Below are 14,141 nucleotides of genomic sequence, written 5' to 3'. Positions count from 1 at the left end.
TCAGACGTCCCCCGGGGTGGGGGGGGCCCCCGCCGGGCCCCCCCCACTCCCGCACCCCCGGTCTCCCCTCGATCACCCCAAAAACGTCGCACGTCCGCGATACGGTTGCGCTGGCGAACCGCCGCCGCCCGGAACCGGACCTGCCATCACGGTCTGAGACGGCCCTGGCGCGGTGGCCGCAAATGCGAAATACTGGGTTCGAGACACCGGTTCGTCCTGAATCAACGGAGCAAGCACGCACGCTCGGCGGACTTCGGATCGCACGCCGCCGAGGGAGGGAGTTACCGCGATGGCCCCACGCCTGGGTGACAGCGAGATCTTGAAGTGCTCGTTCTGCTCGAAGTCGCAGCGGCAGGTCCGGAAGCTCATCGCCGGCCCGAACAACGTGTACATCTGCGACGAGTGCATCGACCTCTGCAACGAGATCATCGAAGAGGAGTTCGCCGAGGACGCCGAGGTGGCCTGGGAGGACCTGCCCAAGCCCAAGGAGATCGTCGAGTTCCTCGACCAGTGGGTGATCGGCCAGGACCACGCGAAGCGCTCGCTCGCGGTGGCGGTCTACAACCACTACAAGCGCGTCCAGCTCGACGAGCTGGGATCCAACCGCGGCGACCACGTCGAGCTGCAGAAGTCGAACATCCTCATGGTCGGCCCGACCGGCTCCGGCAAGACCCACCTCGCGCAGACGCTCGCCAGGATGCTCGACGTCCCGTTCGCGATCGCGGACGCCACGGCCCTCACCGAGGCCGGCTACGTCGGCGACGACGTGGAGAACATCCTCCTCAAGCTCATCCAGGCCGCCGACTTCGACGTCAAGCGCGCCGAGACCGGCATCATCTACATCGACGAGATCGACAAGGCCGGGCGCAAGGCCGACAACCCCTCGATCACCCGCGACGTCTCCGGCGAAGGCGTGCAGCAGGCGCTCCTGAAGATCCTCGAAGGCACGGTCTCCTCGGTGCCCCCGCAGGGCGGGCGCAAACACCCGCACCAGGAGCACATCCAGATCGACACCACGAACATCCTCTTCATCTGCGGCGGCGCGTTCGCCGGGATCGAGGAGATCATCAAGAACCGCATCGGCAAGCGCACCGTGGGCTTCACCGCCCCGCTGCACGCCGCCGACGACGAGGGCGACGCGATCGTCTCCCAGGTCATGCCCGACGACCTGCTCAAGTACGGGCTCATCCCCGAGATGGTCGGGCGCCTGCCGATCCTCACCACCGTCGACCACCTCGACAAGGCCGCGCTGCTGCGCATCCTGACCGAGCCGCGGAACGCCCTGGTCAAGCAGTACCAGCGCCTCCTCGAGCTCGACGGGGTGGAGCTCGTGTTCGCCGACGACGCGCTGGAGCCGATCGTCGAGTCCGCGCTGCTGCGCGGCACCGGCGCGCGGGGCCTGCGGGCGATCATGGAGGAGGTCCTCCAGCCCGTCATGTACGAGATCCCCTCGCGGGCCGACGAGGTCGCGAGGGTCGAGATCACCGCCGACGTGGTGCGCCGCAATGTGAATCCGACGCTCGTGCCGCGCACGAAGGCCACGCCGCGGCGGGCCGTGCGGCCCCGCCGCGAGAAGTCGGCCTAGTCAGTCCTCTTTGTTCTCGTCGCGGAGGCGGCGGTCGATGTCGCGGAGGAAGTCGGGGTCGTCGTCGGGCGCCACCGGTCCCTTGGGGCTCCTCGGTCCGCCGGTGCTGCCCGAGCGTCCCGTGCCTGGCCTCGGCCGCGGCGGCCGGGCCCGGCCCGCCGAGAACCAGAGCACGCCTCCGGCGACCGGCACGAACAGAATGATGACCACCCACCAGGCCCGCGTGAGCCTCCGGGGATGGTGCTCGCCCCCAAGGCAGTCGGCGAGCGCGGCGATGACCAGCGCCAGGTGCGCCAAGAAGAGGAAGACGAACGCGCGGATCATGTCCCAATCATGCCTGCCCGGGGCCGCCGGTACAACAACGGCTCGGGGTGTTGCGCCCTCCGTGGTGTTACTCGATAGTAACTTCGTAGGATATAGTCGGCCCTAGGCTCAGGGCCGGTGCAAGGCCCAGTACAGGCTCGGCGAAGTTCGCGGGCCGCAAGTTCGGCGAGACAGGAACGACCTCGGAGGTTGTCTATGAACATCGTGGTTCTGGTCAAGCAGGTACCCGACTCGGGACTCGCGAGACAACTGGACGCCCAGTTGCGGGTCGACCGCAACGGCGCCAACAACGTCATGGGCGAGCTCGACGAATACGCCGTCGAAGCCGCGCTCCAGCTCAAAGAGGCCCACGGCGGCGAGGTGACCGTCCTGACGCTCGGCCCCGGCCAGGCCACCGAGACCATCCGCAAGACCCTCGCCATGGGCGCCGACAAGGCCGTCCACATCGAGGACGACGCGGTCGCCGGCTCGGACGCGCTGACCACCTCCGCGATCCTGGCCGCCGCGCTCGGCCGCCTGGAATGGGATCTCGTCATCGCCGGCGCCGAGTCCACCGACTCGAACATGGGCGTCATGCCGCAGCTCCTGGCCGCCCGCACCGGGGCCCCGGCCCTGACCGGCGCCCGCAAGATCGACACCGACGGCACCTCCGTCACCGTGGAGCACCAGCGCGCCAACGGATACGACGTGCTCACCGCGAACCTGCCCGCGATCGTCTCGGTCTGGGACACCATCAACACGCCGCGCTACCCGTCGCTCAAGGGCATCATGGCCGCCAAGCGCAAGCCGGTCGAGTCGCTTCAGCTCTCCGACCTCGGCATCGAGGCCGCCGGCCAGGCCGCCGCCGCGAACGAGGTCGTCGGCGCCGCCGCGCGGCCCGAGCGGACCGCCGGTCAGATCGTCACCGACGAAGGCCAGGGCGGGACCGCCCTCGCCGAATTCCTCGCCGCCGAGAAGTTCATCTGAGCCGCCGAAAGGACCGTGAGACCGCCATGACCGACATCCTCGTATACGTACCGAACTCCGGCAAACACGCCGCCGAGGTGCTCACGCTCGCGCGCACGCTCGGCGACGTCTCCGCCGTCGCCTTCGACGACGCCTCCGCCTCGCTCGCGGGCGAGTACGGCGCCGCCAAGGTCTACCGGGTCGAGGCCCCCGGCATCGACGACTACTTCGTCGATCCGAAGGCGACGGTCCTGACCGACCTGGCGCGCAAGGTCGCTCCGGACTACTTCCTGCTGCCGAGCACCGACGAGGGCAAGGCCCTCGCGGCCCGCACGGCCGTCGCGCTCGACAACGGGCTCATGACCGACCTCTCGGGCCTGGCGCCCGACGGGACCGCGACCCAGGACGCCTTCGCGGGCACCACGATCGTGACGGCCAAGGCCACCAAGGGCTTCACGCTCGCCACGATCAAGCTCGGCGCCACCGAGCCGGCCCCGGCCCCGTCCTCGCCCGAGGTCGAGACCGTGAACGCCACCGTCGCCGAATCCGACCAGCGCGTCAAGGTCGCCCAGCGGGTCGACGAGCCCGCCGGGGACCGGCCCGCCCTGTCCGAGGCCCGCATCGTCGTCTCCGGCGGCCGCGGCGTCGGCTCGGCCGAGGACTTCGCGCTCATCGAGCGCGTGGCCGACGCCCTCGGCGGCGCGGTCGGCGCCTCGCGCGCCGCGACCGACGCCGGCTACTACCCGCACAAGTTCCAGGTCGGCCAGACCGGGACGACCGTGAGCCCGCAGCTCTACGTCGCCGCGGGCATCTCGGGCGCGATCCAGCACCGCGCGGGCATGCAGACCTCGCGGGTCATCGTGGCCGTCAACAAGGACGCCGACGCCCCGATCTTCGGCATGGCCGACTTCGGCGTCGTCGGCGACCTCTTCCAGGTGCTCCCGCAGGCCCTCGAAGAGATCGAGAAGCGCAAGTAAGACGACAGGCCCCGCGGCCCGGTCCCCGCTCGATGCGCGGACCGGGCCGCAGGTCGTTCCGCACCAGAGGCGCACCGCCGGCCGAGCGCGGCTGCGCGCCCGCGGGCGAATCCGGGCCGCTGCGGCGTGCACCGTTCAAAGCGGGCGGCGGCTCGGCCGGCGGCCGCGGCCGGCCGCCTCCGCGGCTACGGCTCCGTCACGGTCAGCGCGCCCGAGGGGCACAGCCCGACCGCGTCGGCCGCTTCCTCCGCGTCCCCGGCCTCTGGCTCGGCGTTGAGCACGAGCACCCTGCCGTCCTCGTCGTCCTGGTCGAAGACCCCCGGCGCGGTCAGCGCGCACATGCCCGCGCTGGCGCACCGCTCCCGGTCGGCGGCGATCCTCATCGCTCCACCTACCAGGCCACGGGGAGCGAGTCGACGCCGTAGATGAACATGCCGGTGCGCAGCGGGATCTCCTCCGGCGGCACCGCCAGGCGCAGGCCCGGGAACGCGGCGAGGAGCCTCGCGAAGCCGATGCGCATCTCCACGCGAGCGAGCTGCTGGCCCACGCACTGGTGCACGCCGTGCCCGAAGGCGATGTGGCCCTGGGCGTCCCGGCCGACGTCGAACTCGTTCGGCCGGTCGAAGCGGGCCGGATCGCGGTTGGCCGCGTGCGGTGCGACGGTGATGTACTCGCCCGCCCGCAGGAGCCGCCCGTCGATCTCGGCGTCCTCCTTCACGATCCGCATCATGCCCGCGTGGGCGACGGTCAGGTACCGCAGCAGCTCCTCGACCGCCCCTTCCATCAGCTCGGGTTCGGCGCGCAGCCGGGCGAGCTGGTCGGGGTGCTCGAGCAGCGCGAGCGTGCCCAGCCCGAACATGTTCGCGGTGGTCTCGTGGCCGCCCAGCAGCAGGATCATGCCGATGCCGGCGGCCTCGTCGTCGGTGAGGTCGTCATCGGCGGCGAGGGCGCTGAGCATGTCGGCGCCGGGGTCGGTCCGCTTGGCGGGGACGAGCTCCCGGACGTAGGCGAACAGCTCCGCCGCCGCCTCGCTGCGCCTCTCGACGGGCAGCACCTGGTCGAAGATGTCGTTGGAGGTCCGCTGGAACCGGTCGCGGTCGGCGTACGGGACGCCGAGCATCTCGCAGATGACCAGCGACGGCACCGGCAGGCCGAACTCGCGCATGAGGTCGGCGCCGCTGCCGGCGTCCCGCAGGGCCGCGATCGAGTCGTCGACGATGTCGGTGATCCGCGGCCCGAGGTCCTTCATGCGCTTGAGGGTCAGGGCGCCGGTGATCTTGCGCCGCAGGCGGGTGTGGTCGGGCGGGTCGGTGAAGAAGAAGAACCCGGGCGGCACGTGCTCGGAGGAGGACACGAAGAAGTGCGGCAGCTCGGTCGGCGAGCGGACGAAGCGCTCGCCGGTGACGAAGCGGGGGTCGGACAGGATCCGGCGGGACTCGGCGTAGCCGGTCACGAGCCAGCCTTCGGCGCCGTCCGGGTAGTACTTCATGCGCCGCAGCGGCCGGTCCTGGAGCGCGAGGAGCGCGGCCGGAGGGTCGTGGCGGGTCTCCCTGAGGTACGGCATGCCCTCGGGCAGGTCTTCGGAGTCGGTCTCAAGCGGGATCACGGCGGCTCCAAGCACGCTGGGGGACAGGGGCACCCACCGCTCATCGCAGCGTAAGGCCGGTCCGGGGGCGCTACAACGTACCGACCGCGTCATGTCGGGAAGCCGACACGCGCTGCGCGGCCGGGGTGCCGGCCGGGCGGCGGTCCCGGCCCGGTGCAGACCGGCCGAGCCGCGGTGATCGCTTCCCGCCGCAGGCCCGCCGGGCCGTCACGCGGTCGTAACAGCGGTGCGTTAGGCTTCCGGAAGCCTCTCGTTATATAGAACCTACAGATGATGTTGGAGGAATCCGCAATGGTCGCCTCAGCCGCCACGATCGCCGCGCCCCGCGTACTCGCCGACCTCCTGCCCGCCTCGACACGGGCGGCCGCGATCGCCCGGGACGCCGTGCTCGTACTCGCCGGCGCCGGTGCCGTCGGGGCTTCCGCGCAGGTCGCGTTCACCATCCCGCAGATCAGCCCGGTCCCGTTCGTGCTCACCACGTTCACCGTGCTCCTCGTCGGCGCCGCCTTCGGCCCCCTGCGCGCGGGCCTGGCGCTGGCGCTCTACCTCGCCGCCGGCGCCGCGGGCGTCCCCTGGTTCACCGAGGGCACCTCCGGCTACGCCATGCCGACCTTCGGCTACATCATCGGCTTCCTCGCCGCCGCGGTCGCGGTCGGCTTCCTCGCCGAGCGCGGCGGCGACCGCACGATCGTGAAGACCGTCGGCCTCATGGTCGTCGGCAACGTCATCATGTACGCCTTCGGCGTGCCCTACCTCGCGGTCGCCCTCGACATGAGCGCCTCCCAGGCCCTCGAAGCGGGCATGGTCCCGTTCCTCGCCGGCGACTTCGTCAAGCTCGTCTTCGCCGCGCTGCTGCTCCCCGGCACCTGGTGGGCCGTCAAGCGGTTCCGCCACGAGGACTAGCCCCGCCGACCGCGCAACGAGACGCCAAGGGCGCCTTCGGTTCCCCGAAGGCGCCCTTTCGCACGTCCTTCAGCCGATCTCCCAGCCGATGCCCAGCGCGCCGGGCCTCGGCACCGGCTCCGCCAGCGCCACCGTCCGGTTCGGACCCAGCTGCAGGTCGCCGGTCTCGCGCTTCTCCCGCTGGAGGCTCGACTGCGCGAAGCGGTACACCCGCTTCGGCACCGCGTCCGGCGAGAACCGCACCTGGAGCGAGTACTGGTCCACCGGGTACCGGAACGCGTTCCCGTGCCCGCTGGAGACGCCGCCGTTGCCCTGCACGACGATCTCGAACAGGTGCGTCGCGCCCTTCGGCAGCGGCGTGTCGAACACGATCTCCGCCAACGCGACCGGCGCCTCGGCGTGGCGCAGCACGTTCGGGACGGTGCAGTCGCGGACCGGTTTGAACTCGATGTCGTCGATGTCGCAGCCGGTGTCGCCGCGGTAGAGCAGGATGTACCGGTCCACATCGTCGCGCCTCGCCCGGACCAGCATCGACAGCTCGAACAGCGACTCCTGCCACTGCGAGTCGACGTGCACGACCACCTGCTGGCTCAAGATGTCGAGCGTGTGCTCGCGCGAGGCGGGCACCTGGTCGCACAGCTCGCGGACCGCGTCGCCGCCGAGGACCGCGTCCGGGCGGGGGAGCTGGCCGCGGATCGAGCGGGGCCCGCGGGCCCGCTTCGGACCGAGCAGCACCCGCAGGGACCCGGCGGGGAGCTCCAGCAGGTCTTCGAGGGCGGTGACGGCCGCGAGGGACTCGGCCCGCTCGGGACGGGAACGGCCGGACTGCCAGTAGCTCAGGCTCGTCGTCGACACCGTGATCCCGCGCATGGCGAGGCGGTGCCGGATGCGGTCGAGGCCGAGCCCGCTGGCCTGGATGGCGACCCGCAGGGCGGTGTGGAACGGCCCTGTGCGGAGCGCTTCGGCGAGCTCGGGCGTCATCGGCACACACTTTCTCTCGACTCGGCTTGCGAGGTCTGCTTCACAACCCGGTCTCGGGGCGGCGACTCCTCTATACCGGAAACGTAGGAGGATTCGTCAGATTCTATCGCGGGCCGACCATCGCGTCAGAGGCCGACATCTCGGCCCGCCTGAAGCGCGTCCCGCGGACCGGAACACGCTACACCCGGCGCCGCCGCCGGAGGGCGTGACCCGCAACGCGTCGGCCACGGCGAAGGCCGCATTCCGCGGATCGAACGTAGACTGGAGAGGCCATGGCCTACCTCGATCACGCCGCCACCACGCCGATGCTCCCCCAAGCGCTCGACGTCTACGTGCGCACCGCCCGGTCCCTCGGGAACGCCTCCTCCCTCCACGGCTCCGGGCGCACCGCCCGCCGCACCGTCGAAGAGGCCCGCGAACGCGTCGCGGAGGCCCTCGGCGCCAAACCCGGCGAGGTCATCTTCACCGGCTCGGGCACCGAGGCCGACAACCTCGCCGTCAAGGGCGTCCACTGGGCCCGCCGCACCGAGGGGCGCAACCGCGTCGTCACCACCGCGATCGAGCACCACGCCGTCGCCGACGCCGTCGCCTGGCTCGGTGACCACGAGAAGGCCGACGTCACCGAACTGCGCGTCGACAAGATCGGCCGCGTCGACACCGCCGAGGTCGCCGCGCTCCTCGACGAGCGCGCCGCCGAGATCACCGTCATCACCTGCATGTGGGCGAACAACGAGGTCGGCACCCTCCAGCCGGTCGCCGAGATCGCCGCGCTCGCCGAATCCCACGGCGTCCCCGTCCACACCGACGCCGTCCAGGCCGTCGGCCACGTCCCGGTCGACTTCGCCGCCTCCGGCGCCGCCGCCCTCACCCTCTCCGGCCACAAACTCGGCGGCCCCACCGGCACCGGCGCGCTCCTGCTGCGCCGCGACGTCACCGCCGTCCCGCTCCTGCACGGCGGCGGGCAGGAGCGGGAGATCCGCTCCGGCACCCTCGACGTGCCCGGCATCGCCGCGCTCGCCGAAGCCGTGGCCCACGCCGTCCGCACCCAGGAGACCGAGTCGAAGCGGCTCGCGGCCCTGCGCGACGACCTCGTCGCCCGCGTCCGCCGGGCCGTCCCCGACGCCGTCTACAACGGCGACCCCGAGCACCGACTCCCCGGCAACGCGCACCTCTCGTTCCCCGGCTGCGAAGGCGACGCCCTCCTCATGCTCCTCGACGCCGCCGGTGTCGAATGCGCCACAGGATCGGCCTGCTCGGCCGGGATCGCCCAGCCCTCCCACGTGCTGCTCGCCATGGGCGCCGACCCCGACGACGCCCGCTCCTCCCTGCGGTTCACGCTCGGCTGGCCCACCACGAAAGCCGACGTCGACGCCCTCGTGGCCGCCATCCCCGAAGCCGTCCGCCGCGCCAAGACCGCCGGCCTTACGTAGCATGAGAGGCGTGAGAATGCGAGTACTGGCCGCCATGAGCGGCGGAGTCGACTCGGCCGTCGCCGCCGCCCGCGCCGTCGAGGCCGGGCACGACGTCACCGGCGTCCACCTGGCGCTGTCCAAGAACCCCCAGACCTACCGGACCGGGGCCCGCGGCTGCTGCACCATCGAGGACTCCCGCGACGCGCGCCGCGCCGCCGACGTCATCGGCATCCCCTTCTACGTGTGGGACATGGCCGAGCGCTTCCACGAGGACGTCGTGGAGAACTTCTACGACGAGTACGCGAACGGGCGCACCCCGAACCCGTGCCTGCGCTGCAACGAGAAGATCAAGTTCGCCGCCGTCCTCGACCGCGCCATGGCCCTCGGCTTCGACGCCGTCGCCACCGGCCACTACGCCCGCAAAGGCGAGGACGGCCTCCTGCGCCGCGCCGTCGACCCCGGCAAGGACCAGTCCTACGTCCTCGCCGTGCTCACCCCCGCGCAGCTCGCCCACTCGATGTTCCCCCTCGGCGACACACCGAAGGACCAGGTCAGGATCGAAGCCGAGGAGCGCGGCCTCGCCGTCGCCCGCAAGCCCGACAGCCACGACATCTGCTTCATCGCCGACGGCGACACCGCCGGCTTCCTCAAGAACCGGCTCGGCAGCGCCACCGGCGACATCGTCGACTCCGCCACCGGTGAAGTCCTCGGCAGCCACGACGGCTCCCACCAGTTCACCGTCGGCCAGCGCCACGGCCTGGGCCTCAAGCGCCCCGCCGCCGACGGCAGGCCCCGCTACGTCCTGTCGATCACGCCCGTCGACAACCGCGTCGAAGTCGGCCCCCGCGAGGCGCTCCGCGTCGACCGCATCCGCACCGGCGCGCCGGTCTGGCTCGCCCCCGAGCGCACCGGCGCCTTCGACGCCGAGATCCAGCTCCGCGCCCACGGCGAGGTCTACCCCGCCACGGTCGCCGTCGAGGACGGCGGCCTCACCGCACGCCTCCACAAGCCCGCCTACGGCGTCGCCGCCGGGCAGGCCCTCGTCGTCTACGACCCCGACGCCGGGCAGGGCGACGCCGTGCTCGCCTCCGGGACCATCGACACCGCGGACCGCGCGACCGACGGCGCGGCGGAACCCCTTGCGGCCGCCCGTGCCTGACGCCGCTGAAGCCCTCCCCTCAGGCGTCGCCACCGGCGTCGGCTCCCTGCCCGGGAACGACATCGGCGAAGCCGTCAACATCGTCTTCGGGGAGCTCCCCGAATGGCCCTACCTGCCCGAGCTGCCCGGCCGCGGGCTCGGCGCCGACATGATCGGCCGCGGGGCCGGCCTCCTCGCCGACCTGCCCGTCCAGTGGTGGGCCTTCCGCTGGGAGATCGCCGACCTGCCCGGCGTCGACGCCCGACGCGCCGCCGACTTCCTCGAACGCGACCTCGACGCGCTCCTCGACGTGAACGCGACCGGGCCCGTGCGCCTCACCGCCGTCGGCCCCTTCACGCTCGCCGCGAACCTGTGGCGCCGCACCGGCGGCGCGATGCTCGCCGACCCCGGCGCGGTCGCCGACATCGCCGCGTCCCTCGGCGAGGGCCTGCGCACCTACATCGCCGCCGCCCAGGCCCGGATGCCCAAGGCCGCCTTGTCGATCCAGCTCGACGAACCGAACCTGCCCGCCGCGCTGGCGGGCCGGGTCAACACCGAGTCCGGGCTCGACTTCTACCGGCGGGTGCCGGTCGAGGTGGCGCGGGACCGGCTCCGCGAGGTCGCCGACGCGGTCGGCGTACCGCTCGTCGTGCACTGCTGCGCCCCGGACGTGCCCGTGCTGCTCCTCCAGGAGGCCGGCGCGCAGGCGGTCTCGCTGGACCTGTCGATCCTCGACCTCGACGACGTGCCGCGCGTGGACGCCATCGGCGAGTTCATCGACCGCGGCGGCCGCCTCGTCGCCGGCGTCGTGCCCGCCCTCGGGCAGCCGCACCCCGGCGCCGACAAGTCCGCCGCGGACCGCGTCCGGGCACTGTGGAACCGGCTCGGGTTCGCGCCCGAGCAGCTGCCGCGCCAGGTGAGCATCGCGACGACCTGCGGCATGGCCGGGGCGAGTCCCGACTACGCCCGCTTCGCGATGGAGGCGAGCCGGGAGGCGGCCAAGCGCCTCCGCGGCTGACCGCCTACCGGCCGCCGGCCCCGATGCCGCCGGGCGGCACGTCGCCAGCGGCGCGCTCCTGCCACTCCTTCGTCGTGTTCAGGTACGGGAACGGCTCCTGCGGGACCGGCAGGCCGAGCGCGTCGCACATCGGCCCCCAGCCGGCGCCGGTCTCGAACTCGACGAGCCGCTCCGCGGGGATCGCCTCCCGCACCCGCTCGTGGTAGCGGTGGTACGCCGCCTCGACCGCGTTCCGGTCGCTGCGCGGGGCGCCTTCGAACGTCTTGCTCCAGACGGCGTCGATCATGTCCGACCACTCCCGGGTGGCGACGTCGTTCCGGGTGTCCATGCCGGTGAAGATCGTGTTGTTGCAGCTCTTCCACCAGGTGTCGAAGCTGTCGCGCCGCGAGAGGACCACGACCGCGCCGGGGTACCGCTCCGCGAGCTCGACGTGGAACGCCGACGCCGGCCAGTCCACGGCGGCCGCGTACCCCGCGAAGACCGCGTCCCAGTCCGTGGGTTCGCCGCGGGCCGCCGCGAGGAACGCGGCCGGGTCGCGGTCGAGCCGCTGGAACACCTCGGCCATGTGGTGGCACGGTTCGCCGAGGAGGGTCTCCAAGGCGCTCTTGAGGGTCATGGTCCCGGTGCGCGGGAGTCCCGCGCCGATCACTCGAAGCATGCGACGAACCTATGGGGACAGACGCCGCGGATGCAAGCGAACCTCGCGAACCGTCCAGGACGGGTGTTCGAAACCCGGCGGCGCGACCGGTCGCGCCGCCGGGATCCGGATCAGGCCGGTTCGGAGAAGAACGCGTACGACTGGGAGGCCAGGTCGTCGCAGATCGGCCGGGCGGAGGCATCGGTGGCCGAGTCGCTCAGCGTCACCACGACCACGAGGTTCTCCATGACCTCCGTGTACTGGTACACCTCGCCCTCGACCACCGCGACGTACCCGGCGGTGGCCTCGGCGTCGATCTCGGCGATGTCCGTGACCGCGGAGAACCCGTCGGCCTCGTCGGCGGCCCGCATCGACGCGGCCCCGGCGACCGCCGCATCGAGCGTGCCCCAGTCGTAGGTCTCGATCATCAGGTACCGGGTCCCCGGGCCGTAGTAGCCGCAGTGCAGGACCGCGTTCCCCTGGCCGAGCGCCGGGTCGAGTTCTTCGGCGTACTGCGACGGGTCGTCGGACACCACGCCGCGGTCGCCCGACGCCGAAGTGCCGAACAGCTCGGTCACCGGCCCGAGGTCGTACCTCGCGCAGGTGTCCCAGTGCCAGAACGGGCCCAGGTCCCCTGAGGGAACCCACGCCTCTGCGCTCTCCCCGCCGCTCTCCCCGCTCCTGTCCTCGTCGCCCCAGTCCTCGCCGCCGCGCGACTCGTCCGGCTCGGTCTCGTAGGCGTCGAACGACGGCTGGAGGCACGACTCGGAGTCGCCCTCGGGGTGGTCGTCGAGGAACCCGCGGGCCCGCTGGTAACCGAGGTTCCACGACATGAGGTCCTGGTCGTCGGAGTCCCAGCGGCCGTCGAGCATGCACGCGTAGTCCTCGTCGTCCAGCCCGGCGAACTCGGGCACGGCGTCGTCCGAGAGCTGCTGGAGGTAGTACCGGTCCAACTTGTGGTCGTGGTCGATGTTGTACCGGGCGATGAGCGCGTCAGGATTCGCGGCGGCCAGGCCCAGGAGCGTCAGGGCCCCGGAGGCCAGGACCGCGCGCGGCAGCCAGTTCGCCCGGAGCTTCCAGCAGCCGACCAGGACCAGCGCGAACAGGACCGCGAGCCAGAACTCGACGGTGAAGATCCAGACCCGCATACGCGTGAGCCCGAACGTCTCGGTGTACGTGTACATGCGGTACGCCGCCGACGCGACCACCGCCATCGACATGAGCGCGAGCAGCCCGAGCATCACCCGGGCCGTCCACCTGTCGGCCTTCGCACGCTTGGGCGCGAGCCACGCCGCGATCGCGATGACCGCCAACACCAGCACCGCGACCGCGCTGAGCTCCCAGAAGCCGCGCCGCGCGTATTCGGCGAACGTGAGCCCGGACGTCTTCATGACGTACTCCTCGCCGCCGAAGTACACCCGAAGCTGCACGGCGATGAACACCGCGAACAGGAGGTTCAAGGCGCCCAGGGGGACCGCGAGCTCGAACCGCGAGACCGTGCGGTGCCCGCGCTCCTCCTCGCCGTCCCAGCGGGGCCTGACGACCGCCGCGTACGTCCACACCAGGACCACCGCGAACAGGATCACCGCGAGCATGAGCCGCAGGAACACCTCGACCGGGTCGAGGTCGGGGAGCAGCCGCGCCGCGAGGTCGGCGAACGTCGAGTCCGCGGCCGCGAAGAGGCCGCCGAAGACCAGCAGCAGGACGACCGTGACGCCCGCGGTCCATGCCATGCGCACCGTGCCCGGGTTCGCGCCGTCCGCGGACCGGCGCCCGCGCCCGGCCCACTTGAAGGACTCGGCGAGCCCTTCGAGCCAGCCGAAGCAGACCGCGACGAGCGTACCGCCGATGCGGTGCTGCGGGGCCAGTGCCAGCGGCGTCAGCACGAACGCGGCGAGCGTGCACAGGGCGACGACCCATCCTGCGTCGCGGATCGCGGCCACCGACCACAGCGCGGCGACCAGGACCGCGCCCGGGAGCCGGGAGCGCACGTCTTCTCCGGACATGGCCAGCGGCACCGCGACCATGGCGATGCCGAAGAGCGACATGCCGATCCCGACACCGTCGTTCGGGAACGCCGACCAGGCGCCGAAGAGCGCGACGGCGCCGGCGAGGAGGATCGCGGTCTGCGTGGCGCTCAGCTCGGGCCGGTGCCAGCGCGGGTTGGGGAGGACCGTCCGCGGCCGCTGCGCGGCCATCTGCTGGTAGTACTGGTGCTGCCGCTGCTGGGCGTAGGGATGCTGCGGCGCGGTGACGAGCACGCCCTGCTGCACCGGCGGCTGCGCCTGGTGATGCGGGGGCGCGTGCCGGTCCGGGGCGGGCGGCGTCGGGTGCCCGTCCCGCTGCACCGGCGGTTGCGCCTCGTGATGCGGGGGCGCCTGCGCCGGCTGCTCGTCCGGGCCGGACGAGTCCGGCCTCCGGTCCGGGTCGAGCGGTGTCGCGTGCTCGGCCGGGGCGTCCCCGGCCGTCTCGCGGTTTCCGGCCGACTCCGCCGGGGGAGTCTCGGCCGGCTGCGCCTCGCCTCGGGCCTCGTGCCCGTCGGCGGCCTCTGATCCAGGCGCGGGGGAGTTCTCGGGTTCGCTCATGTGATTGAGCCCCTTCTATCGGAGGGAGTG

General features: G+C 72.2%; 13 protein-coding genes. 7 read left to right on the top strand and 6 right to left on the bottom strand.

Going from position 1 to position 14,141, the window contains the following annotated elements:
• The first annotated feature begins 289 nt into the window (after positions 1-289).
• On the top strand, positions 290-1,585 hold the full coding sequence (clpX, locus tag GFD30_RS13310; protein WP_153025688.1) for an ATP-dependent Clp protease ATP-binding subunit ClpX: 1,296 nt from the start codon (positions 290-292) through the stop codon (positions 1,583-1,585).
• Here clpX and GFD30_RS13305 read toward each other — a convergent pair whose 3' ends face one another.
• Entirely contained in the window at positions 1,586-1,909 is a 324-nt protein-coding gene (locus tag GFD30_RS13305) for a PLD nuclease N-terminal domain-containing protein (protein ID WP_153025687.1), read from the bottom strand.
• A gap of 195 nt (positions 1,910-2,104) precedes the next feature.
• On the opposite strand from GFD30_RS13305, the gene GFD30_RS13300 reads away from it, so the two are divergent.
• A complete protein-coding gene (locus GFD30_RS13300) occupies positions 2,105-2,875 on the top strand; it encodes an electron transfer flavoprotein subunit beta/FixA family protein (RefSeq protein ID WP_153025686.1) in 771 nt (256 codons plus the stop codon).
• A 26-nt stretch (positions 2,876-2,901) separates the two neighbouring features.
• Positions 2,902-3,831 (top strand): electron transfer flavoprotein subunit alpha/FixB family protein, encoded by a 930-nt coding sequence (locus GFD30_RS13295; RefSeq protein ID WP_153025685.1) that lies wholly within the window; start codon positions 2,902-2,904, stop codon positions 3,829-3,831.
• 185 nt (positions 3,832-4,016) lie between these two features.
• Here GFD30_RS13295 and GFD30_RS13290 read toward each other — a convergent pair whose 3' ends face one another.
• Together GFD30_RS13290 and GFD30_RS13285 are read right to left on the bottom strand one after the other, a co-directional pair.
• Positions 4,017-4,214: a ferredoxin gene (locus tag GFD30_RS13290; protein WP_153025684.1), complete on the bottom strand. Its 198-nt coding sequence runs from the start codon at positions 4,212-4,214 to the stop codon at positions 4,017-4,019.
• Positions 4,215-4,222: 8 nt separating this feature from the next.
• Positions 4,223-5,437, bottom strand: coding sequence for a cytochrome P450 (locus GFD30_RS13285; RefSeq protein WP_322633222.1), 1,215 nt, complete (start codon positions 5,435-5,437; stop codon positions 4,223-4,225).
• A 291-nt stretch (positions 5,438-5,728) separates the two neighbouring features.
• On the opposite strand from GFD30_RS13285, the gene GFD30_RS13280 reads away from it, so the two are divergent.
• Entirely contained in the window at positions 5,729-6,340 is a 612-nt protein-coding gene (locus tag GFD30_RS13280) for a biotin transporter BioY (RefSeq protein ID WP_153025683.1), read from the top strand.
• Between the two features lie 69 nt (positions 6,341-6,409).
• Here GFD30_RS13280 and GFD30_RS13275 read toward each other — a convergent pair whose 3' ends face one another.
• Complete coding sequence (locus GFD30_RS13275) at positions 6,410-7,321, bottom strand: hypothetical protein (protein WP_153025682.1); 912 nt, start codon at positions 7,319-7,321, stop codon at positions 6,410-6,412.
• 272 nt (positions 7,322-7,593) lie between these two features.
• Between GFD30_RS13275 and GFD30_RS13270 the strand changes: the two genes are divergently transcribed.
• The 3 genes from GFD30_RS13270 to GFD30_RS13260 are packed head-to-tail and all read left to right on the top strand — an operon-like array spanning position 7,594 to position 10,889.
• Positions 7,594-8,751, top strand: a complete 1,158-nt coding sequence (locus GFD30_RS13270) for a cysteine desulfurase family protein (RefSeq protein ID WP_153025681.1) — start codon at positions 7,594-7,596, stop codon at positions 8,749-8,751.
• A 16-nt stretch (positions 8,752-8,767) separates the two neighbouring features.
• On the top strand, positions 8,768-9,892 hold the full coding sequence (gene mnmA, locus GFD30_RS13265; protein WP_153025705.1) for a tRNA 2-thiouridine(34) synthase MnmA: 1,125 nt from the start codon (positions 8,768-8,770) through the stop codon (positions 9,890-9,892).
• Positions 9,885-10,889: a uroporphyrinogen decarboxylase/cobalamine-independent methonine synthase family protein gene (locus tag GFD30_RS13260; protein ID WP_227996205.1), complete on the top strand. Its 1,005-nt coding sequence runs from the start codon at positions 9,885-9,887 to the stop codon at positions 10,887-10,889. The genes mnmA and GFD30_RS13260 overlap by 8 nt, the downstream gene beginning before the upstream one ends.
• A 4-nt stretch (positions 10,890-10,893) precedes the next feature.
• Here the strand turns inward: GFD30_RS13260 and GFD30_RS13255 are convergent, their stop codons facing one another.
• A complete protein-coding gene (locus tag GFD30_RS13255) occupies positions 10,894-11,547 on the bottom strand; it encodes a sulfotransferase family protein (protein WP_153025679.1) in 654 nt (217 codons plus the stop codon).
• A gap of 110 nt (positions 11,548-11,657) precedes the next feature.
• Positions 11,658-14,111: a DUF4153 domain-containing protein gene (locus GFD30_RS13250; RefSeq protein ID WP_153025678.1), complete on the bottom strand. Its 2,454-nt coding sequence runs from the start codon at positions 14,109-14,111 to the stop codon at positions 11,658-11,660.
• Positions 14,112-14,141 lie beyond the last annotated feature (30 nt).

This window comes from Glycomyces albidus (assembly GCF_009451885.1).
Classification (GTDB): domain Bacteria; phylum Actinomycetota; class Actinomycetes; order Mycobacteriales; family Micromonosporaceae; genus Glycomyces; species Glycomyces albidus.
The sequence above is the reverse complement of the archived record's forward strand: the minus strand, read 5'-3'. Positions and strand labels throughout refer to the sequence as shown.